This is a genomic window from Variovorax sp. PMC12 (genome assembly GCF_003019815.1).
Taxonomy (GTDB): Bacteria; Pseudomonadota; Gammaproteobacteria; order Burkholderiales; family Burkholderiaceae_C; genus Variovorax.
In genome coordinates this window covers 4,645,172-4,663,382 of the sequence record NZ_CP027773.1, presented here as the reverse complement: position 1 = coordinate 4,663,382, position 18,211 = coordinate 4,645,172, and the positions used below count along the sequence as shown (strand labels likewise).

18 protein-coding genes are annotated in these 18,211 nt (G+C 69.6%); 9 read left to right on the top strand and 9 right to left on the bottom strand.

Translation table 11 applies throughout. From position 1 onward, the window contains the following. Positions 1 to 6 precede the first annotated feature (6 nt). The 5 genes from C4F17_RS21700 to C4F17_RS21680 are packed head-to-tail and all read left to right on the top strand — an operon-like array spanning position 7 to position 4,919. Positions 7 to 981, top strand: a complete 975-nt coding sequence (locus tag C4F17_RS21700) for an isopenicillin N synthase family dioxygenase (protein ID WP_106936616.1) — start codon at positions 7 to 9, stop codon at positions 979 to 981. Between the two features lie 38 nt (positions 982 to 1,019). Then, complete coding sequence (locus C4F17_RS21695) at positions 1,020 to 2,066, top strand: ABC transporter substrate-binding protein (RefSeq protein ID WP_234382278.1); 1,047 nt, start codon at positions 1,020 to 1,022, stop codon at positions 2,064 to 2,066. Further along, complete coding sequence (locus C4F17_RS21690) at positions 2,063 to 3,178, top strand: ABC transporter ATP-binding protein (RefSeq protein ID WP_081266080.1); 1,116 nt, start codon at positions 2,063 to 2,065, stop codon at positions 3,176 to 3,178. The genes C4F17_RS21695 and C4F17_RS21690 overlap by 4 nt, the downstream gene beginning before the upstream one ends. Further along, the gene (locus C4F17_RS21685) at positions 3,175 to 4,104 is read left to right on the top strand and encodes an ABC transporter permease (protein WP_234382275.1); all 930 of its coding nucleotides are present in this window, start codon (positions 3,175 to 3,177) and stop codon (positions 4,102 to 4,104) included. Before C4F17_RS21690 ends, C4F17_RS21685 begins: the two co-directional genes overlap by 4 nt. After that, on the top strand, positions 4,101 to 4,919 hold the full coding sequence (locus C4F17_RS21680) for an ABC transporter permease (RefSeq protein ID WP_199851876.1): 819 nt from the start codon (positions 4,101 to 4,103) through the stop codon (positions 4,917 to 4,919). The genes C4F17_RS21685 and C4F17_RS21680 overlap by 4 nt, the downstream gene beginning before the upstream one ends. Before the next feature lie 24 nt (positions 4,920 to 4,943). Here C4F17_RS21680 and C4F17_RS21675 read toward each other — a convergent pair whose 3' ends face one another. After that, positions 4,944 to 5,705, bottom strand: coding sequence for a hypothetical protein (locus tag C4F17_RS21675; RefSeq protein WP_106936615.1), 762 nt, complete (start codon positions 5,703 to 5,705; stop codon positions 4,944 to 4,946). 45 nt (positions 5,706 to 5,750) lie between these two features. Between C4F17_RS21675 and C4F17_RS21670 the strand changes: the two genes are divergently transcribed. From C4F17_RS21670 to C4F17_RS21655, 3 genes are all read left to right on the top strand, one after another. Beyond that, a complete protein-coding gene (locus tag C4F17_RS21670) occupies positions 5,751 to 6,350 on the top strand; it encodes a LemA family protein (protein WP_172839768.1) in 600 nt (199 codons plus the stop codon). A gap of 126 nt (positions 6,351 to 6,476) precedes the next feature. Further along, complete coding sequence (locus tag C4F17_RS21660; RefSeq protein ID WP_106936614.1) at positions 6,477 to 7,337, top strand: TPM domain-containing protein; 861 nt, start codon at positions 6,477 to 6,479, stop codon at positions 7,335 to 7,337. A 5-nt stretch (positions 7,338 to 7,342) separates the two neighbouring features. Then, positions 7,343 to 7,870, top strand: coding sequence for a TPM domain-containing protein (locus C4F17_RS21655; RefSeq protein ID WP_106937649.1), 528 nt, complete (start codon positions 7,343 to 7,345; stop codon positions 7,868 to 7,870). A gap of 131 nt (positions 7,871 to 8,001) precedes the next feature. Here the strand turns inward: C4F17_RS21655 and pdeM are convergent, their stop codons facing one another. Continuing rightward, positions 8,002 to 8,682, bottom strand: a complete 681-nt coding sequence (pdeM, locus tag C4F17_RS21650; protein ID WP_106936613.1) for a ligase-associated DNA damage response endonuclease PdeM — start codon at positions 8,680 to 8,682, stop codon at positions 8,002 to 8,004. Positions 8,683 to 8,759: 77 nt separating this feature from the next. On the opposite strand from pdeM, the gene trxC reads away from it, so the two are divergent. Then, complete coding sequence (trxC, locus tag C4F17_RS21645; protein WP_106936612.1) at positions 8,760 to 9,209, top strand: thioredoxin TrxC; 450 nt, start codon at positions 8,760 to 8,762, stop codon at positions 9,207 to 9,209. Between the two features lie 22 nt (positions 9,210 to 9,231). On the opposite strand, the gene C4F17_RS21640 is transcribed toward trxC, so the two are convergent. The 7 genes from C4F17_RS21640 to C4F17_RS21610 all read right to left on the bottom strand — a co-directional run bounded on the left by C4F17_RS21640 (position 9,232) and on the right by C4F17_RS21610 (position 18,208). Then, entirely contained in the window at positions 9,232 to 11,913 is a 2,682-nt protein-coding gene (locus C4F17_RS21640; protein WP_234382272.1) for a ligase-associated DNA damage response DEXH box helicase, read from the bottom strand. Next, complete coding sequence (locus C4F17_RS21635) at positions 11,910 to 13,565, bottom strand: ATP-dependent DNA ligase (RefSeq protein WP_106936610.1); 1,656 nt, start codon at positions 13,563 to 13,565, stop codon at positions 11,910 to 11,912. Before C4F17_RS21635 ends, C4F17_RS21640 begins: the two co-directional genes overlap by 4 nt. After that, positions 13,562 to 14,644, bottom strand: coding sequence for a ligase-associated DNA damage response exonuclease (locus C4F17_RS21630; protein WP_106936609.1), 1,083 nt, complete (start codon positions 14,642 to 14,644; stop codon positions 13,562 to 13,564). The genes C4F17_RS21635 and C4F17_RS21630 overlap by 4 nt, the downstream gene beginning before the upstream one ends. Before the next feature lie 101 nt (positions 14,645 to 14,745). Further along, positions 14,746 to 15,267, bottom strand: a complete 522-nt coding sequence (locus tag C4F17_RS21625; protein ID WP_106936608.1) for a DUF3617 domain-containing protein — start codon at positions 15,265 to 15,267, stop codon at positions 14,746 to 14,748. A gap of 80 nt (positions 15,268 to 15,347) precedes the next feature. Next, the gene (locus tag C4F17_RS21620; RefSeq protein ID WP_106936607.1) at positions 15,348 to 16,055 is read right to left on the bottom strand and encodes a phosphatase PAP2 family protein; all 708 of its coding nucleotides are present in this window, start codon (positions 16,053 to 16,055) and stop codon (positions 15,348 to 15,350) included. 25 nt (positions 16,056 to 16,080) lie between these two features. Continuing rightward, positions 16,081 to 17,208, bottom strand: coding sequence for a Gfo/Idh/MocA family protein (locus tag C4F17_RS21615; RefSeq protein WP_199851982.1), 1,128 nt, complete (start codon positions 17,206 to 17,208; stop codon positions 16,081 to 16,083). 37 nt (positions 17,209 to 17,245) lie between these two features. Further along, entirely contained in the window at positions 17,246 to 18,208 is a 963-nt protein-coding gene (locus C4F17_RS21610; protein WP_106936605.1) for a substrate-binding domain-containing protein, read from the bottom strand. Positions 18,209 to 18,211 lie beyond the last annotated feature (3 nt).

The window sequence follows — 18,211 nt, the reverse complement described above, 5'->3', positions numbered from 1 at the left end:
CGCCCGATGCCGAACTCCATTCCCCTCGTCGATCTCGGCGGCAACCTCGACCCGAGCACCGCCGCCGCCAAGACTTCCGCCCTGCAGCTGCACGAGGCGCTGAGCACCATCGGCTTCGCCTACATCTCGGGCCACACGGTGCGCCGCGCCACGCGCGATGCGGCCTTTGCGGCTTCGCGCGAGTTCCACGCCTCCACGCTCGAACAGAAGCAGTCGCTCGCGATCAACGCCTTCCATCGCGGCTACATGGGCATGGCCTCGTCGACCATCGTGACCTCGTCGGTCGCCAAGGTCACGCGCCCGAACATGAGCGAATCGCTGATGCTCATGCACGAGCTGCCGCCCGACGACAAGGGCCTGCTCGCCGGCCTGCCGATGCAGGGCCCCAACCAGTGGCCCGAATGGCTGCCGGGCTTCAAACCCGCCATGACGCAGTACGTGAGCGAGGTGGACGCGCTCGGGCGCTACATCGTGCGTCTGATTGCGATGAGCCTCGGCCTGGAGGCGCATGCGCTCGACCACCACTTCGAGCACCCCACCACCTTCCTGCGCGCGCTGCACTATCCGCCGCAGCCGCCCGTCGACGACGACCAGATGGGCTCGGCGCCGCACACCGACTACGGAATCATCACCCTGCTCGCGCAAGACGACTCCGGCGGCCTGCAGGTGCGGCCGCGCGGCGGCGACTGGATCGAGGCGCCGCCGATCGCGGACACCTACGTGCTCAACGTCGGCGACATGCTGGCGCGCTGGACCAACGACCGCTTCGTGTCCACGCCGCACCGGGTCATCAACCGCTCGGGCGGCGACCGCTACTCGCTGCCGTACTTTCTCGACCCCGCCATGGACGCGCTGATCGAGTGCCTGCCCACGTGCACCGACGCGCAGCATCCGCCGCGCTACGACCCCGTCACCTACGGCCACTACCTGCTCGAGCGCCTCGACAAGAACTACGCCTACCGCAAGCAGGCCCAGCCCTGACAGCGCCTCCTTCTTCCATCTTCCCCAGGATCTCCATCATGAAAAACTTCTCCCGCCGCGACTGCCTGCAAGCCATGGCCGCAGCGGCCGGCATGTCCGCGCTGGCCATGCCCTGCATGTCGCTCGCCGCGCAGAACCTCGTCGTCAACACCTACGGAGGCCGCTGGGAAAAGTTCTGGCGCTCCGACCTGATGCCGATGTTCATGAAAACGGCCGGCGTGCAGACCACGCTCGACGTGGGCCTGGGCAAGAACTTCGTCGCCAACCTTCGCGCCGCCGGCGTCGAGAAGCCGCCCTACAGCATCCTGATGGTCAACGAGAACATCGCAAGCCTGGTGCGCGCCGAAGGCTACTTCGAGCCCATTCCCGCAGCCAAGGTGCCCAACCTCGCGAACGTGTACCCGATCCTGCGCAACCCCGGCGACAACGGCGTGCGCGGCATCGTCTCGACCATCGGCATCGGCTACCGCAAGGACTTGGTGAAGACGCCGCCCAAGTCGTGGTCGGACCTGTGGAGCAACCCCGAGTTCAAGGGCAAGATCGGCCTCTACCAGATCGGCAACACCGCCGCGATGCTGTTCCTGCTGATGACGGCCAAGCTCTACGGCGGCTCGCAGGACGCCATCGACCGCGCCTTCGCCGAGATCAAGAAGCTGCTGCCGTTCACGCAGGCCGACTGGAGCGGCACGCTGTCTACCATGCTCACGCGCGGCGACGTGACCGTGGCGGTGATCGACTTCCCCGAGATCGTGGCGCTGCAGAAAAAAGGCGTGCCGGTGGAAATGGTGTTGCCCACCGAAGGCGTGCTGGCCTTCGAGCAGTCGTTCAACGTGCTGAAGAATGCGCCGGCCAAGGAAGAGGCCTACAAGTACCTCGACTTCATCCTGCGCGCCGACGTGCAGGAAATGATGGCCAGGGAATTCTTCACCTCGCCGACCCACATGGGCTCCAAGCTGCCGCCCGATCTCGCCAGGGACGTGCCGGTGAGCGGCGAGCGCATGAAGTCGATCTTCCAGTTCGACTGGGCCAAGGTCAATCCGCAGGTGGCGGCCATCACCGACCGCTGGAACCGGGAGATGAAGTGAGCGCAGCCAGCCCCGCACGCACGGCGCCCGCGCGCCGCACCACGAGGGTGTCGCTCGACGGCCTGCGCAAGCGCTTCGACAACGCGCCGGCGCCGGCCATCGCGCACCTCGACCTGAAGACCGAGGAAGGCGAGTTCATCTCGCTGCTGGGCCCGAGCGGCTGCGGCAAGACCACCACGCTGCGCTGCGTGGCGGGTTTCGAGTTTCCCGACGAAGGCCGCGTGCGCCTGAACGACGAGGACATCACCGACCTGCCGCCGGAGAAGCGCGACATCGGCATGGTGTTCCAGAACTACGCGCTGTTTCCGCACCTCACGGTGTGGCGCAACCTGGCGTTCGGCCTGGAGATGCGCGGCATCGGCAAGGCCGAGTGCAAGCGCCGCATCGACGACGTGCTCGCGATGGTGCAGCTCACCGCCATGGCCGAGCGCTACCCGCGCCAGCTCTCCGGCGGCCAGCAGCAGCGCGTGGCGCTGGCGCGCGCGCTGGTCGTGGAGCCGCGGCTGCTGCTGCTCGACGAGCCGCTCGCCAACCTGGACGCCGTGCTGCGCGAAGACATGCGCGTGTTCATTCGCGAACTGCAGAAGCGCGTAGGCATCACCACGCTGTACGTCACGCACGACCAGTCGGAGGCCATGGTGATGTCCGACCGCGTGGCCGTGATGCTGGGCGGCCGGCTGCTGCAGTTCGACGTGCCCGAGGCGATCTACATGCGCCCGCGCAGCGTGGAGGTGGCGCGCTTCATCGGCCGCTCGAACCTCATCGAAGGCCGCGTCGAAGGGCTCACCGACGAGCCCGGCCCGTACCCGACCTACCGCGTGAGCACCGCGCTGGGCAGCGTGCCGGCGAGCCACGACCAGCCTCTGGCAACGGGACAGCCGGTGCACGTGACGATCCGCCCCGAGGCGATCCGCTGGCGCAACGACGGACCCTACACGGGGCTGGTGCAGTCGGCCTATTTCCTCGGCAGCACGGTGGAGCACACGGTGCAGTGCGCCGGCGGCCAGAGCCTGCTGGTGCAGACCTCGCCGGGCCAGCGCGCGGAGGCCGGCGCGCAGGCGGCCTTCGCCTTCGATCCGGGCCACGCCTGGATCATCGCGGCGGCGCCATGAGCGCGGTGATGACGGCCGACGCACCCGGCGCCGCCGCGCAGCGCGACGGCAGCAAGCCCCGCAAGGCAGGCAAGCGGGGCCCGGGTAGCGGCGCGTTCTGGCTGATCGCGCCCGCGCTGGTGCTGATCGGCGTGTTCCTGGTGCTGCCCTATCTCAACATCATCGGCATGAGCCTGCGGACCACGGCGGTGGGCGCGCCCTACGGCGCCGGCTTCACGCTAGCCAACTACGCCAGCGCGCTGGGCGACCGCTACGTCCTCGGCGTGCTGGCCGACACGCTGCTGCTCGGCGTCACCACGGTGCCCATCTGCCTGCTGCTGGGCTACCCGGTCGCCTACCACCTCGCGCGCACGCGCTCCCGCTGGGGCAGCCTGCTGTACGTGCTGGTGCTGTCGCCCTTGCTGGTGGGCGTGGTGGTGCGCAGCTTCGGCTGGCTGATCCTGCTGTCGGGCAACGGCGTCATCAACCGCACGCTGATCGACCTGGGACTGCTCACCACCGGCCTGCAGCTCATGAACAACCGCCTGGGCGTGACGATCGCGCTGGTGCATGTGTTCCTGCCCTTCATGATCCTGCCGCTGGTGGGCGTGATCCAGAGCATCGACCCGACGCTGGAACAGGCCGCGCGATCGCTCGGCGCTTCGCGGCTGAAGGTGTTCTGGCGGCTGGTGCTTCCGATGTCGTGGCCCGGCATACAGGCCGGCACCATCCTCGTGTTCGTGCTCACGCTGAGCGCCTACGTCACGCCCGTGATGCTCGGCGGCGCGCAGGTCAAGACGATGTCGGTGCTGGTGGTGCAGAACCTGATCGACAACTTCCAGTGGCCGGCCGGCGCGGCGCAGGCACTGGTGCTCTCGGCCTGCGGCATGGTGGCCGTGTGGCTCTACGCCCGCCTCACCGGGCGCTTCATGAAAGGCCTGCAATGACCCGCAAGCGCACTCCCCTGGCCACGCGCGCGGCCAATGCCATGGGGCTGGCGTACGTCGGCGCGGTGTACGTGTTCCTGCTGCTGCCGATCGCGGTGATCGTGCTGATGTCGCTCAACGCGGGCGAGTTCCTCACCTTCCCGCCGCAGGGGATCTCGCTGCGCTGGTTCGGCGCGCTGTTCGCCAACGAAGCCTTCATGCGCGCCATCGGCACCTCGCTGCAGGTGGCGGCCATCGCGACGGTGTGCTCCACCATCATCGGCGTGGCCGGCGCGCTCTACGTGGTGCGCCATGCCACGCGGCTGCGCGAGGGGCTGCGCATGATGCTGATGCTTCCGCTCATGCTGCCGGAGATCCTCACGGCGATCGCGCTGCTGTTCTTCCTGTACGCGAGCGGCATCGGCACGCGCACGATGTTCGGGCTGGTGGTGGGCCACGTGCTGGTCACGCTGCCGTACGTGTTCACCAACGTGGCGTCGGCGCTCTACAACCAGGACGGCACGCTGGAGCAGGCCGCGCGCAGCCTCGGTGCGTCACCATGGCGCGCCTTCGTTCGCGTGACGCTGCCGCTGGTCAAGCCGGGCATCATCACCGGCGCGCTGTTCGCGTTCGTGATCTCGTTCGACCTGTTCAACATGTCGCTGCTGCTCAAGGGCATCGGCATGACGACGCTGCCGCTGCAGCTGTTCGACTACCTGCGCTGGGACTTCGACCCGACCGCAGCGGCCGTGTCGACGGTGAGCATCGTGGTCACGCTGGTGGCGGTGGTCTGGGTCGACCGCACCGTGGGGCTGCGCTCGCTGCGCTTCGGCTAGCAGGCCGCAGAGGCCGGGGCGGGGCTAGGGCTGCAGCCACGCGCGCGCCACCGCGTGCATGTCGCCCTGCGCGGCCTGCCACACCAGCTCCGGCGCGGCCACATGCACGCCCGGCGGCGCGATGCGCAGCGCGATGTCGACCAGCTCCGCCACCTTCGAAGCGCGCACCGGCTGTTCGCTGCTCGGCACCATGAAGCGCACGATGGACAGCATCCACGCGGCCACCCGCTCGAAGGGGTTGGCGAGCTTCGCATCGGCCGGCTTGCGCGCCGAGCGCACCAGGATCACGCGCTCGAAACCGTGGGCCACCACCGCCTGCTCGTCGAGGCTGGCGAGGCCGCGCTTCAGCGCCTCGGGCAGCCGGCCCTGGTCGTGCGGCTGCACGATGGCCAGCGTCTGCACGCCGCAGGCGCGCAGCCAGCGGGCGAGTTCGGGCAGGTCGGCGGGCTCGGGCACCCACAGCGCGCGCTCGCGGTCGTGGTACAGGCGCGGCGGGTCGAACGCGATGATGGCGGTGTGCGCCGACGTGAGCGGCCATTGACCGATAGGAGTGCTCGTGCGCGGCGGGGTCAGGCACGCTTCCACGCCGCGCACGCCGTCGCGGATCGGCTCGCGCGCCAGCACGCGGGTGTGGGCATGCCGGTGGCTGCCCGCCAGCCGCCGCAGCAGTTCGGCGCCCAGCGCGCCTGTCGCGCCTGCGACCAGCAAGGTGCCGAACGCGGCGGACGCCAACGGCAATGCCGCGCGGTTCGCGGCCTGGAGGGCGTGGAGCGGGTCTAGGGCCATGGGGCATCTATGCTAACTTCCGCCTCTTGTGCGGAGGTAATGCAAATGATGATGAAGCGCTGGTTCCTGATCCTTGCGGCGGTCGTGTCCCTGAGCGGCTGCGGCTACAACCAGTTCCAGTCCCTCGACGAGGCCAGCAAGTCGGCCTGGAGCGAGGTGCTCAACCAGTACCAGCGCCGCGCCGACCTGGTGCCCAACATCGTCGCCACCGTCAAGGGAGAGGCCTCCTTCGAGCAGGACACGCTCACCAAGGTGGTCGAGGCCCGCGCCAAGGCCACCTCGATCCAGGTCACGCCGGAAACGCTGAACAACCCCGAAGCCTTCGCCAAGTTCCAGCAGGCGCAGGGCGAGCTGTCTTCCGCGCTGTCGCGGCTCATGGTGGTGTCGGAGCGCTACCCCGACCTCAAGGCCAACCAGGCCTTCCGCGACCTGCGCGTGACGCTCGAGGGCACCGAGAACCGCATCACCGTGGCGCGCAACCGCTACATCGAGACCGTGCAGGAGTACAACGTGCTCGCGCGCAGCTTCCCGACCAACATCACCGCAAAGATCTTCAGCTACGCGCCGAAGCCGACCTTCACGGTGCAGAACGAGGCGCAGATCTCCGTGCCACCAACGGTCGATTTCAGTAACCCGAAAAAGTAACCTCCCCCAGTCTTCGTGCACTTCGTGTCACTGCGCCTTCCCCCTCACCGGGGGCAACACCGGCGGCCCGGCAAAGCCGGTTCCGCGGTGTTTCTGGAATGGGCCGCACGCCTACTCGCGGCATTCATGCTGCTGACGATGGGCGGCGCATTCGCGCAAGGCCTGCTGCCGGTGCCCGCGCTCACCGCGCGCGTGATCGACCAGACCGGCACGCTCGACGGCCCGCAGCGCAGCGGCCTGGAGACCAAGCTCGCCGCCTTCGAGCAGCGCAAGGGCTCGCAGATCGTGGTGCTGATGGTGCCGACCACCGCGCCCGAGGACATCGAGAGCTACACCCAGCGCGTGGGCGACACCTGGAAGATCGGCCGCAAGGGCGTGGGCGACGGCCTGCTGGTGGTCGTGGCCAAGAACGACCGCCGCATGCGCATCGCGCCCGCCAAGACGCTCGAAGGTGTTGTGCCCGACCTCGCGGCCAGCCGCATCATCGACGAGGAGATGAAGCCGCGCTTTCGCAATAACGACTTCTCCGGTGGCCTGAACGCGGCGGTCGACCGGATCATCGGGCTGGTCGACGGCGAGCCGCTGCCGGCACCGGTGCAGGACACGGGCGACTCCGGCCGAGGCGGCGGCTTCGACTGGGAGAACCTCGCGATCTTCCTGTTCGTGGGCGTGTTCGTCGGCGCGCCCATCGCGCGCGCCATCCTCGGCAAGAAGCTGGGAACGATCGTCGTGGGCGGCGGCGTGGGCGTGGTGGTGTTCTTCATCACCGCCAGCATCGCCATCGCGGTGATCGCCGCGCTTGTCGCGCTGGTGTTCTCGCTCGTCGCCGGCGCCGGACGTCCGGGCGGCGGCGGCGGGGGCGGCGGCTGGGGCGGTGGTCTGGGTGGCGGTGGCGGAGGCGGCTTCAGCCGTGGCGGCGGAGGCGGTGGCTTCAGCTCCGGCGGCGGCGGCAACTTCGGCGGCGGCGGCGCGTCGGGCAACTGGTGAACACGATGACGACCGAAGCCACCCTTTTCACCAAGCTCGGCCGCATCTGGCGCCATCGCTGGATCGACGAAGCCGAGGTTCGCCGCGCCCTGCCCGACGAGGCCATGCAGCGCCTCACGGGCCGCGTGGCCGCGAGCGAGCGCCGCCACAGCGGCGAGATCCGCATCTGCATCGAAGCCGGCCTGCCGATGTCGTACCTGTGGCGCCACGCCTCGGTGCGCGAGCGCGCCGTCATGCTGTTCGGCAAGCTGCGCGTTTGGGATACCGCGCACAACAACGGCGTGCTGATCTACCTGCTGCTGGCCGAGCATGCGATCGAGATCGTGGCGGACCGGGGCATCCATTCGCGCGTCGACGCCGCGGCGTGGACCGCGATGATGCAGCGCATGAGCGCGGCCTTCCGCGAAGGGCGCTTCGAGGACGGGCTCACGCAGGCGCTCGAGGAGATTTCGGCGCTGCTGGTGGAGCACTTTCCGCTGGGCGAAGGCGAACTCGACGTGAACGAGTTGCCGGACGATCCGGTCGTGCTCTGAGGCTTTCTTTCTCCCTCCCCCGCTGGGGGAGGGCCGGGGTGGGGGCAAGCGGCAATCGATGAAGCACCGCGCAAGAACCAGCGCCGCCTGCCCCCATCCCAACCTTCCCCCGGAAGGGAAAGGAGCAAAGATCACTCCGACGCGGGCAGGGCCCAGACAGCCGAACCGCCCACCGCGTGGAAGCGCCGCCCCGGCGCACGCTCCATCAGCCATCCGCCTGTGAACTCGCCAAAGGCAGGCAGCACCGCCTGCCCCGCCTCGCTCACGAAGCAAGGCAGCCGCACCCTGTCGCGCCCCGGCCCATGCAGCCGGCACACGGGGTGCAGGTGCCCCGCGAGCACGAAATGCGTGGCATGCGGCTGCGGATGGTGGCAGCAGGCAAACGGGCCCATCAGGTGCGGCTCATCCACCACCTCGATGCCCAGCGCTTCGGGCGGGTCGCCCGCGCGGCTGTCGTGGTTGCCGCGTACCAGCGTCATCGCGATGCCCGCATGGCCTTCGCGCCAGGCCTGCACGCCGGCGAGCACCGTGCGCGCCTGCGCCGCATGCAGGAAGTCGCCCAGGAACACGATGCGCCGGGGGCTCCACCGCGCGACCAGCGCATCGAGCCGCGCGAGGTTCTCCTGCGTGGTGCCGCCCGGCACCGGCTGGCCCAGCGCGCGGTAGGTCGCGGCCTTGCCCAGGTGCAGGTCGGCCACGAAGAGCACGCCCGCGGCGGGCCACCACAGCGCCCGTTCGGGCAGCAGGTGGAGCAGTTCACCGGCCCAGCGGACGGTGGAGGTGGTCGATTCGGAGGATTCTGCGAGCGTCACGGCCGGCAAGTTTCGCAAAAGACGCCTTGCCCGGCGCGCGTCTTGCAATTGGCCCCTGCGGCCCCCAGTTCTTGCGCATGACCGATTCGACCCCGCTGCACATCGTCTGCCCGCACTGCCACACGACCAACCGCGTGCGCGCGGACCAGCTGGGCAGCGCGCCCGACTGCGGCAGCTGCCACCGCCCGCTGTTCGCCGGCCATTCGACCGCGCTGCCCGACGAAGCCACCTTCGATCGCCACATCGCGCGCAACGAGATTCCGGTGCTGGTCGACTTCTGGGCGCCGTGGTGCGGTCCGTACCGCCAGATGGCGCCGGGCTACGAGCAGGCCGCGGCCCAGCTCGAGCCGAAGGTGCGGCTGGCCAAGGTCGACACCGAGGCGGTGCGCTCGCTGGGCGCGCGCTTCAACATCCGCAGCATCCCCACGCTGGCGCTGTTCAAGGGCGGCCGAGAGGTCGCGCGGCAGGCCGGCGCCATGAGCGCGGCGGACATCGTGCGCTGGGTGAAGGCGCACGGCGCCGGCTAGGCAACGGACTTTCACCAGGCCCTCACAGCGGCGGCAGCGGGCGTGAAGGCCGCCTGCGTTCGCGCCGCGGCGCCGGCGGCTTGCCCGCGCCTTCCTGGCCGAACGCCATCGTGCGCTTCACGCGATCGATGCCGCCGGCCGTCACCACGCCGCCCGCGGCTTTCTCCAGTTGCTCGACCATGCGCGCGATGCGGTCGGCCACGTTCTCGTTCGACAGCTTTTCGCGGAACAGCTCGACCATCAGCGGGAACGAGAACGGCGTGGGCCGCGCGATCGGCTTGAGCACCAGCTGCTGCCCGGCCATGCGGGTGAGGCTGGCGCGCAGACGGCCGATCTCGAGCTCCTGCGCGAGCAGTTCCTGTTCGGCCTGCTGCAGCAGCCGGTTGCCGGGGTCGTACTTGCGGAACACCTCCCAGAACAGCGAGGACGAGGCTTGCAGCTGCCTGCTGCTGCGCTTCTCGCCCGGGTAGCCCTGGAAAATCAGGCCCGACACGCGCGCGATCTCGCGAAAGCGGCGCTGCGCGAGCTCGCCGGCGTTGAGCGATGCGAGCACTTCGTGCAGCAACACCGCGCGCGCGTCTTCACCCTCGCCATTGCCTTCGCCGCTGCCTTCGGGCAGGCGCAGCACCTGCGGCAGCAGCGTCGGCCAGTCGACCTCGGTCGCGCTCAGCAGCTCGAAGCCGTAGTCGTTGACCGCGATGGAAAAGGTGCGCGCCTCATGCTGCGCAACGCGCCAGGCCAGCAGGCTCGCGAGCCCCAGGTGCACATGCCGCCCGGCGAACGGATACAGGAACAGGTGCGAGCCCTCGCGCGTGGTCAGCGTCTCGGCCAGCAGCGTCTGCGGCGTGGGCAGCGCAGACCACTGCTGCTGGATCTCCAGCAGCGGGCGCACGCATTGCAGCTCGGGCGAGCCGTAGGCGCCGTCGCCGGCCAGCGCCAGCTGCTGCACCACCGCGTCGGCCAGCGTGTTCGACAGCGGCATGCGTCCGCCGTTCCAGCGCGGCACGGCAGGCCGCTTGCCGCTGGCGCGCCGCACCCAGGCCGTCATGTCGTGGATGCGCACGAGTTCGAGCAGCCGGCCGCCGAACAGGAAGCAGTCGCCGGGCTTCATGCGCGCGACGAAACCCTCTTCGACGCTGCCGATCTTCGCGCCGCCGACGAACTGCACCGACATGCTCGCGTCGCTCACGATGGTGCCGATGTTCATGCGGTGCCGCCGCGCGAGCCGCGCATCGGGCACGCGCCACACGCCCTCGGCGTCGGGCACGGCGCGGCGGTAGTCGGGGTAGGCCGAGAGCGAAGCGCCGCCCTGCGAGACGAAGTCGAGGCACCACTGCCAGTTCTCCCGCGAAAGCTCTTCGTAGGCGGCCGTGCCGCGCACTTCGGCGTACAGGTCGTCGGGCACGAAGCCGCCGCCGAGCGCCACCGTCACCAGGTGCTGCACCAGCACGTCCAGCGGCTGGTCGGGCGAACGGCGCGACTCGATGTGCCCCTCGGCAATGGCCGCGCGCGCGGCCGCGCCCTCGACCATCTCGATGCTGTGCGTGGGCACGAGCGTGATGCGCGACGGCCGCCCCGGCGCATGGCCCGAGCGCCCCGCGCGCTGCAGCAGCCGCGCCACGCCCTTGGGCGAGCCGATCTGCAGCACGCGCTCCACCGGCAGGAAGTCCACGCCCAGGTCGAGGCTCGATGTGCAGACCACCGCCTTCAGCTCGCCGCTCTTCAGGCCCAGCTCGACCCACTCGCGCACCTCGCGGTCGAGCGAGCCGTGGTGCAGCGCGATCAGGCCCGCCCAGTCGGGTCGGGCCTCCAGCAGGGCCTGGTACCAGATCTCCGACTGCGAGCGCGTGTTGGTGAAGACCAGCGTGGTCTTGCTCGCGGCGATTTCCTCTATCACCTGCGGCAGCATCGTGAGGCCCAGGTGGCCGCCCCACGGAAAGCGCTCCGCGCGGCCGGGCAGCAGCGAATCGATGACGAGCTTCTTGGGCACCTGGCCCTGCACCAGCACGCCTTCGTCATGGCCCAGCAGCACGTGCATGGCCTCGCGCAGGTTGCCCAGCGTGGCCGACATGCCCCAGATAGCGATGCCCGGGTTCCAGCGCCTGAGCCGGGCGAGCGCAAGCTGCACCTGCACGCCGCGCTTGTTGCCGAGCAGCTCGTGCCATTCATCGACCACCGCCATACGCACGCCGCCCAGCACCTGGCTCGCATCGGCGCGCGCCAGCAACAGCGAGAGGCTTTCGGGCGTGGTGACGAGCACGCTGGGCAGCCGCTGGTTCTGCGCGCTGCGCTCGCTGGAGGACGTGTCGCCGCTGCGCGCTCCGGTGCTCCAGGGATGCACCTCGGCGCCCAGTGCTTCGAGCGGCTGCTGCAGCGCGCGCAGCGTGTCGGCCGCGAGCGCGCGCATCGGGGTGAGCCACAGCACCGTGAGCGGCAGGGGCGCGGGGCGGGCTGTTTCCTTTCGGGGCTGCGAGAAGGCCTGCAGCGCGCCGAGCCAGACGGCGTAGGTCTTGCCCGCGCCGGTGGTGGCATGCAGCAGGCCGGACTGGCCTTGTGCGATCGCCTTCCAGACGTCGCGCTGGAACTTGAAAGGCTTCCAGCCGCGCGCGGTGAACCACACATCGAGCGCAGCCTTGACCTTTGTCCTGCTCCTTCCCCCGCTGGGGGAAGGGAGAAAATCCTCGGGGTCCGGCCTGGTGCTCATGCCGGCAGCAACGCGGCAAGCGTCTGCAAGGTATCGGCCTCCTCCACCGGCTTGTCTTCCCGCCACCGCAGCATGCGCGGAAAGCGCACCGCGATGCCGCTCTTGTGGCGCGTGCTTCGCGCGATGCCCTCGAAGCCCAGCTCGAACACCAGCGTCGGCTTCACGCTCTTCACCGGGCCGAAGGTTTCCACCGTGGTCTTGCGGATGATCGCGTCCACGCGCGCCATTTCGGCGTCGGTGAGGCCCGAGTAAGCCTTGGCAAAGGGCACGAGCCTGCGGTCCTCCTGACCGGGCGGGCCGTCCCACACAGCGAAGGTGTAGTCGCTGTACAGGCTCGCCCTGCGGCCATGGCCGCGCTGCGCGTAGATCAGCACGGCGTCGATGCTCAGTGGGTCGATCTTCCACTTCCACCACACGCCGACGTCCTTGGTGCGGCCCACGCCGTACTGCGCGTCGCGGCGCTTGAGCATCATGCCTTCGACACCCATGGCGCGCGCGGCTTCGCGCTGCGTGGACAGATCGTTCCAGTCGACGCCCGTGAGCATCGGGCTGGGCAGCAGCGAAGGGTGCTGCATGCGCGCGACCAGTTCGTCGAGCAGCGCCCGGCGTTCCGACTGCGGCAGCGCGCGCAGGTCCTGGCCTTCCCATTCGAGAAGGTCGTAGGCCAGCAGCACGACCGGAATGTCGCGCAGCAGCTTGGCGCCGAGCGTCTTGCGGCCGATGCGCTTCTGCAGCTCCGCAAAGGGCTGCACCTTGCCGTCGCGCCATACCGCGATCTCGCCGTCGAGCACGGTGCCGTCGGGCAAGGCTTCGCCGAGCACCGCGAGTTCGGGGAATCGCTCCGTCACCAGCTCTTCGCCGCGCGACCACACCCATGGCACGCCCGCACGCTTGACCAGTTGCGCGCGGATGCCGTCCCACTTCCATTCCACGATCCAGCCGGAAGGCGGCCCGAGCACGGCGTCGAACTGCTCCACCGGCAGGTTGAACGGATGCGCAAGGAAGAACGGGTACGGCTGCCCGCTGGTCTTCTGCACCTGCTCCATGCCCGACTCGGGGGCGATGAGCGCCTGGTAGTCGTCCGGATGCGGCCGCGCGCCGATGTGCGTGTAGCCCATGAGCCGCTGCGCGACGCGCTTGGGGTCGATGCCGCCGACGGCCGCCAGCGCCTGCGTGACCTGCAGCTTCGACACGCCCACGCGGAACGCGCCGGTGATGAGCTTGAAGTACACCAGCCGCTCTTCGGCCGCGAGCTGGCGCCACTGCGCGCGCAGGCGGTCGGCCAGTTGCTCGGGCGAAGTCTTCGCCGCATCGCGCAGCGGCAGCAGGTGCTGCTCGACCCAGCCCGCGAGCCCGAGATCATGCGCCCTGCTGGGGGGCGGCAGCAGCAGCGCGATGGTTTCCGCGAGGTCGCCAACCGCGTCGTAGCTTTCGTCGAACAGCCACTCCGGCAGGCCCGCGGCTTCCTGCGCGAGCAGGCGCAGCAGCTTGGTGGGCACCAGCTGGCGCGGCTTGCCGCCGGCCAGGAAGTACACGGCCCATGCGGCATCGGCCGCGTCGGCCTCGCGCAGGTAGCGCTGCAGCGCGGCCTGCTTGGCGAGGTTCGAGGTGCTGGCGTCGAGCTCGCGGTAGAGCGCGGCAAAGGCTTTCATGCGTTCGCTCCTTCTCCCGCCGGGGGAAGGCCGGGATGGGGGCCGTCGGCGGCTCCATCGGGTGCCGCCTGGTCGTCTTCATCGCCGTACTCGGTCTTGAAGCCCTGCGCATCCAGCCCGTTCTCCGTCAGCCACCGCACCATCACCTGCACGCTGCCATGCGTGACGAACACGCGCTGCGCGCCCGTGCCGGCGATCGCCTTCTGCAGCCCCGGCCAGTCCGCGTGATCCGACATCACGAAGCCGCGGTCCACGCCGCGCCGCCTGCGCGTGCCACGCAGTTGCATCCATCCGCTGGCGAACGCATCGGCATAGTTGCCGAAGCGGCGCATCCACGGCGTGCCCTGCGCCGACGGCGGGGCCAGCACCAGCGCGCGCTTGAGCAGCGCCGCGTCGACACCTTCGTCGCTCACGCGCAGCGTCGGCGGCAGCGCCACGCCCGCCGCGCGGTACACGGCATTGAGCGGCTCCACCGCCCCGTGCACCATGATCGGCCCGATGCTCGCGTCCACCCCGTGCAGGATGCGCTGCGCCTTGCCGAAGGCATAGCAGAACAGCACCGACGCGCGCCCCGCCTCGGCATTGGCGCGCCACCATGCGTCGATCTCCGCGAACAGCGCGGCCTGCGTGGGCCAGCGGTAGATCGGCAGGCCGAAGGTGGATTCGGTGATGAAGGTGTCGCAAGGCACAGGCTCGAAGGGGGTGCAGGTGCCGTCGGGCTCCGTCTTGTAGTCGCCCGAGGCCACCCACACGCGCCCGCCGTGCTCGAGCCGCACCTGCGCCGAGCCCAGCACGTGCCCTGCCGGATGCAGGGAGACGCGCACGCCGTGGTGTGTGATGGCTTCGCCGTAGGGCAGCGTCTGCAGGTCGATGTCGGCGCCCAGCCGCGTGCGCAGGGTGCCGGCGCTGTCGGTGTGAGCCAGGTAGTGCCCATGCCCCGTGCGTGCGTGGTCCGAATGGGCGTGGGTGATGACGGCGCGCGCCACCGGCCGCCAGGGGTCGATGTAGAAATCGCCCGGCGGGCAGTACAGGCCCTCGGGCCGGGCGACGACGAGATCTTCTTGCTGCGTTGCGGGCATGGCACGCCATCGTAGGCGCAGCCGGCGCTGCCCGGCGCCGAACGTCAGCCGCGAAGCGCTGTGGGCCGGCGCCTACCCGCCGGCCTGCCCCGCAGGCCCAGTCAGGGCCGCTTGGGCCGGTTGTTCATCATGTCGATGACGTTCATCTTCATGCCGTTGGGCATGACCATGTCGCCGGGCTTCTGGTCGGCCTTGCAGGGGCCGACCCACCGGGCCTCGATCACGCTGGTGCCTTCGGCGCGGCCCATCAGCGGCGGGTTGTAGCTCGATTTGCTTTCCATGCGGTAGGCCGAGTTGAAGTCGCCGCTCATCACCGCATGCGAGGTGGCGGTGGTGTTGCCGATCTTGCACACGGAGTCCATCACCAGCTTGCCGCCGTCGAGCCGCAGCTCCTGCTTCGAGCACATTTCCTTGCCCATGCCCTGGCCCATTTCGCGCAGCGACTTGTCGCTGGCCGCGTCGATGCACTGCTGCATGGTGTGGCCCTGGCCCTTGCCGCCGTCGCCGGTCTGGATCTCCCACAGGCCGGGCTTGCGCGCCGGGTAGTCGAGCGCGAACGCGGGCATGGCGATCGCAGCCGCCGCAAGGCAGGCTGCAGCGGCGGCGGACGGGCGAATCTTCATGGCGGGCTCCGCATCGCCTGGACGGCGACGATGCCGGATTTGTACCGCGCGCCCGGTGGCGGCGGAATACCGCGATCGGCCTACGCCGCACGCGCATGCGCAGCAGCCGCGGCCGGCTCCCGCTGCCGCGTGGCCACGCCGAGCGCGACGCCCAGCGCAAGGCCGCCCAGCACGTCGACCAGCACATGCTGGCGCACCGCCATCGTCGAATAGACGATGCCCGCGGCCCACGCCACGTTGACGAAGCGCAGCCACGCCGGCGCGCCCGCATCGCGCAACTGCCGCGCGAGCATGACGCAGGCGAACACCGAGAACGACACATGCAGCGACGGAAAGGCATTGCCCGCCGAATCGACCATCTTCAGGAACTGCAGCGAAGTGCCCGGCGTGGTGGCGACCGCGAAATTGGGAATGGCCGTGGGCATGAACCAGAACACGAGCAGCGCCAGCAAGGTCATCGCCGCGCAGCCGAGGGAGAAGCGCGTCAGCTCGCGCATGTCCTTGGCCAGCAGCACCGGCAGCGCGATGTAGCCCCACAGCGAGAGATACACCGGCAGCAGCGCCGGCCAGAAGGCGATGGCGCGGTCGAAGGCGGTGAGCGGCAGCACCCAGGCCTGGCCCGCGTTCTTCGCGATCCAGAAGTACAGCGGGAAGAAGCCGAGCGTGGCGACCGTGTTGCCCACCAGCTTCAGCGGGAACAGCGTGATGCAGCGCCGCCAGAGCGCCGCGGGCCAGGTCTGCGTGGCCGGGCGCGAGGCGCCGGTGTTGTCGGTGATGGTGGATGTCATGGAAGCCCGCGGCAGCGCGCATGCGCTACCAGGGCGTCCACTTTAATTCGCTTTGCGCGGAAGCCACCGTGCGTTCGATGAAGCGCACGCCGCGCGCGCCGTCTTCCACGCGCGGATAGTCGGCGGCCAGTGGGTCGGCCGTCCGCACTTCGAGCCGGGCGCGGATGTCCGCCGCCACGCCGGCATACACGTTGGCGAAGGCCTCGATGAAGCCTTCGGGGTGCCCCGCCGGCAGCCGGCTCGCGCGTTGCGCGGCCTCGCACAGCCAGGGCGCGCCGCGCGTCAGCACGCGCCTGGGTCCGTCGTGCGGCAGGTGCTGCAACTGGCTGGGCTGCTCCTGGTGCCATTCGAGCGTGCCCCGCGTGCCGGAGATGCGCAGGCGCAGGTCGTTCTCCAGCCCCGTGCTGATCTGCGAGGCCACCAGCACGCCGCGCGCGCCGCCCTTGAAGCGCAGCAGCAGGCTGCCGTCGTCGTCGAGCATGCGGCCCGGCACCAGCGCGCTGAGGTCGGCGCAGAGGCTTTCGATCTCCAGGCCGGTGACGCTGGCCACGAGGTTCTCGGCATGCGAGCCGATGTCGCCGATGGCCCCGGCCGCGCCGCTGCGCGCGGGGTCGGTGCGCCAGTCGGCCTGCTTGTTGGTGCCGCCTTCGACATGGCTGGCAAGCCAGCCCTGGTTGTATTCGACGACGACCTTGCGCACTTCGCCGATCTGGCCAGACCGCACCATCTCGCGGGCCTGCCGCACCATCGGGTAGCCGGTGTAGTTGTAGGTGACGCCGAACACCGTACCCCGCTTCGCGACCGTGGCGACCAGCGCATCGGCCTGCTCGCGCGTGTGCACCAGCGGCTTGTCGCACACCACGTGGAAGCCGGCGTCGGCAAAAGCCTGCGCCACCGGAAAGTGCACGTGGTTGGGCGTGACGATCGACACGAAGTCGATGCGTTCGTCAGCGGGCCGCTTCAGCTCGTCGGCCAGCAGCGACTGCCAGTCGCCGTGGTTGCGGCCGTCGGCCAGGCCGAGGTCGCGGCCCGAGGCGCGCGCCTTGTCGGGGCTCGACGACAGCGCCCCCGCCACGAGCTCGATCTGGCCGTCGAGCGCCATGGCCTTGCGGTGCACGGCGCCGATGAAGGCGTCGCGGCCGCCGCCGACCATGGCGTAGCGGAGCTTGCGTGGAGCGATCTCGATCACCTCAGAACGGCGAGTTGGGGTGGTAGAACTCTTTGGCGTTTTCCTTCGTGATCAGCACCGAAGGAATGATCGTCGTCGCCGGCAGCTTCTCGCCCTTCAGGCGCGCTTCGGCCGTGAGCTTGATCGCGTCGTAGATGAACTTGGGCGAATAGCTCACGTCGGCCGTGATGCGCGGGTCCTTGCCGTCCATGATGGTCTTGACCATGTCCTTCGCGCCGGCGCCGCCGAACACGATCTTGATGTCGTCGCGCTTGGCCTGCGAGATGGCCTTGAGCACGCCCACGGCCATGTCGTCGTCGGCGGCCCAGATGGCGTCGATGTTCTTGAAGCGCGTGAGGTAGTCCTGCGTGACCTTGAAGGCGTCGTCGCGGTTCCAGTTGGCGTACTTGGCGTCCAGCAGCTTGATGTCGGGGCTGCCCTTGAGCACGGCGTTGAAGGCGTCCATGCGCTCGTTGTCGAGCGTGGTCGCGATGCCGCGCAGCGCCACCACGTTGCCCTTGCCGTTGAGCTGCTTCACGATGTACTCGGCCGGGATCTTGCCGAAGGCGGTGTTGTCGCCGGCCACGTAGGCGTCCTGCGCGCTGGTGTCGGTCAGGCCGCGGTCGACCACGGTCACGTAGGCGCCCTTGGCCTTGACCTGCGCGACCGGCTTGGTCAGCGCGGCGGATTCGAACGGGAACACGACCAGCGCGTTGATCTTGGTCACCGTCGACAGGTCCTGCAGCTGGTTGGCCTGCTCGGGCGCGTTGGCGGCCGTCTTGATGGTGATCTTCAGGTCCTTGTGTTCCTTCTCGAGGTCCTTCTTCGCCTGGTTGGCCCAGTAGTTGATGCCGCCCATGAAGCTGTGCGTGGCCGCGGGAATCGAAACGCCGAGGTTGACCTTCTCTGCGGCGAGCGCGGGCAGGCTGGCGAAGGCTGCGGCGGCAACGGCCGTGAGCGCGAGGCGTCTGGTGAAAGTTGTCATGCT

What these genes read in the sequence shown, in the direction of transcription:
- C4F17_RS21630 (WP_106936609.1), bottom strand. Translation starts at nt 14,644, where the DNA reads ATGCCCGCAACGCAGCAAGAAGATCTCGTCGTCGCCCGGCCCGAGGGC.
- C4F17_RS21615 (WP_199851982.1), bottom strand. Translation starts at nt 17,208, where the DNA reads ATGGTCGGCGGCGGCCGCGACGCCTTCATCGGCGCCGTGCACCGCAAG.
- C4F17_RS21610 (WP_106936605.1), bottom strand. Translation starts at nt 18,208, where the DNA reads ATGACAACTTTCACCAGACGCCTCGCGCTCACGGCCGTTGCCGCCGCA.
- C4F17_RS21675 (WP_106936615.1), bottom strand. Translation starts at nt 5,705, where the DNA reads ATGGCCCTAGACCCGCTCCACGCCCTCCAGGCCGCGAACCGCGCGGCA.
- C4F17_RS21635 (WP_106936610.1), bottom strand. Translation starts at nt 13,565, where the DNA reads ATGAAAGCCTTTGCCGCGCTCTACCGCGAGCTCGACGCCAGCACCTCG.
- C4F17_RS21685 (WP_234382275.1), top strand. Translation starts at nt 3,175, where the DNA reads ATGAGCGCGGTGATGACGGCCGACGCACCCGGCGCCGCCGCGCAGCGC.
- trxC (WP_106936612.1), top strand. Translation starts at nt 8,760, where the DNA reads ATGACCGATTCGACCCCGCTGCACATCGTCTGCCCGCACTGCCACACG.
- C4F17_RS21620 (WP_106936607.1), bottom strand. Translation starts at nt 16,055, where the DNA reads ATGACATCCACCATCACCGACAACACCGGCGCCTCGCGCCCGGCCACG.
- C4F17_RS21680 (WP_199851876.1), top strand. Translation starts at nt 4,101, where the DNA reads ATGACCCGCAAGCGCACTCCCCTGGCCACGCGCGCGGCCAATGCCATG.
- C4F17_RS21695 (WP_234382278.1), top strand. Translation starts at nt 1,020, where the DNA reads ATGAAAAACTTCTCCCGCCGCGACTGCCTGCAAGCCATGGCCGCAGCG.
- C4F17_RS21655 (WP_106937649.1), top strand. Translation starts at nt 7,343, where the DNA reads ATGACGACCGAAGCCACCCTTTTCACCAAGCTCGGCCGCATCTGGCGC.
- C4F17_RS21625 (WP_106936608.1), bottom strand. Translation starts at nt 15,267, where the DNA reads ATGAAGATTCGCCCGTCCGCCGCCGCTGCAGCCTGCCTTGCGGCGGCT.
- C4F17_RS21660 (WP_106936614.1), top strand. Translation starts at nt 6,477, where the DNA reads ATGCTGCTGACGATGGGCGGCGCATTCGCGCAAGGCCTGCTGCCGGTG.
- C4F17_RS21670 (WP_172839768.1), top strand. Translation starts at nt 5,751, where the DNA reads ATGATGATGAAGCGCTGGTTCCTGATCCTTGCGGCGGTCGTGTCCCTG.
- C4F17_RS21700 (WP_106936616.1), top strand. Translation starts at nt 7, where the DNA reads ATGCCGAACTCCATTCCCCTCGTCGATCTCGGCGGCAACCTCGACCCG.
- C4F17_RS21640 (WP_234382272.1), bottom strand. Translation starts at nt 11,913, where the DNA reads ATGAGCACCAGGCCGGACCCCGAGGATTTTCTCCCTTCCCCCAGCGGG.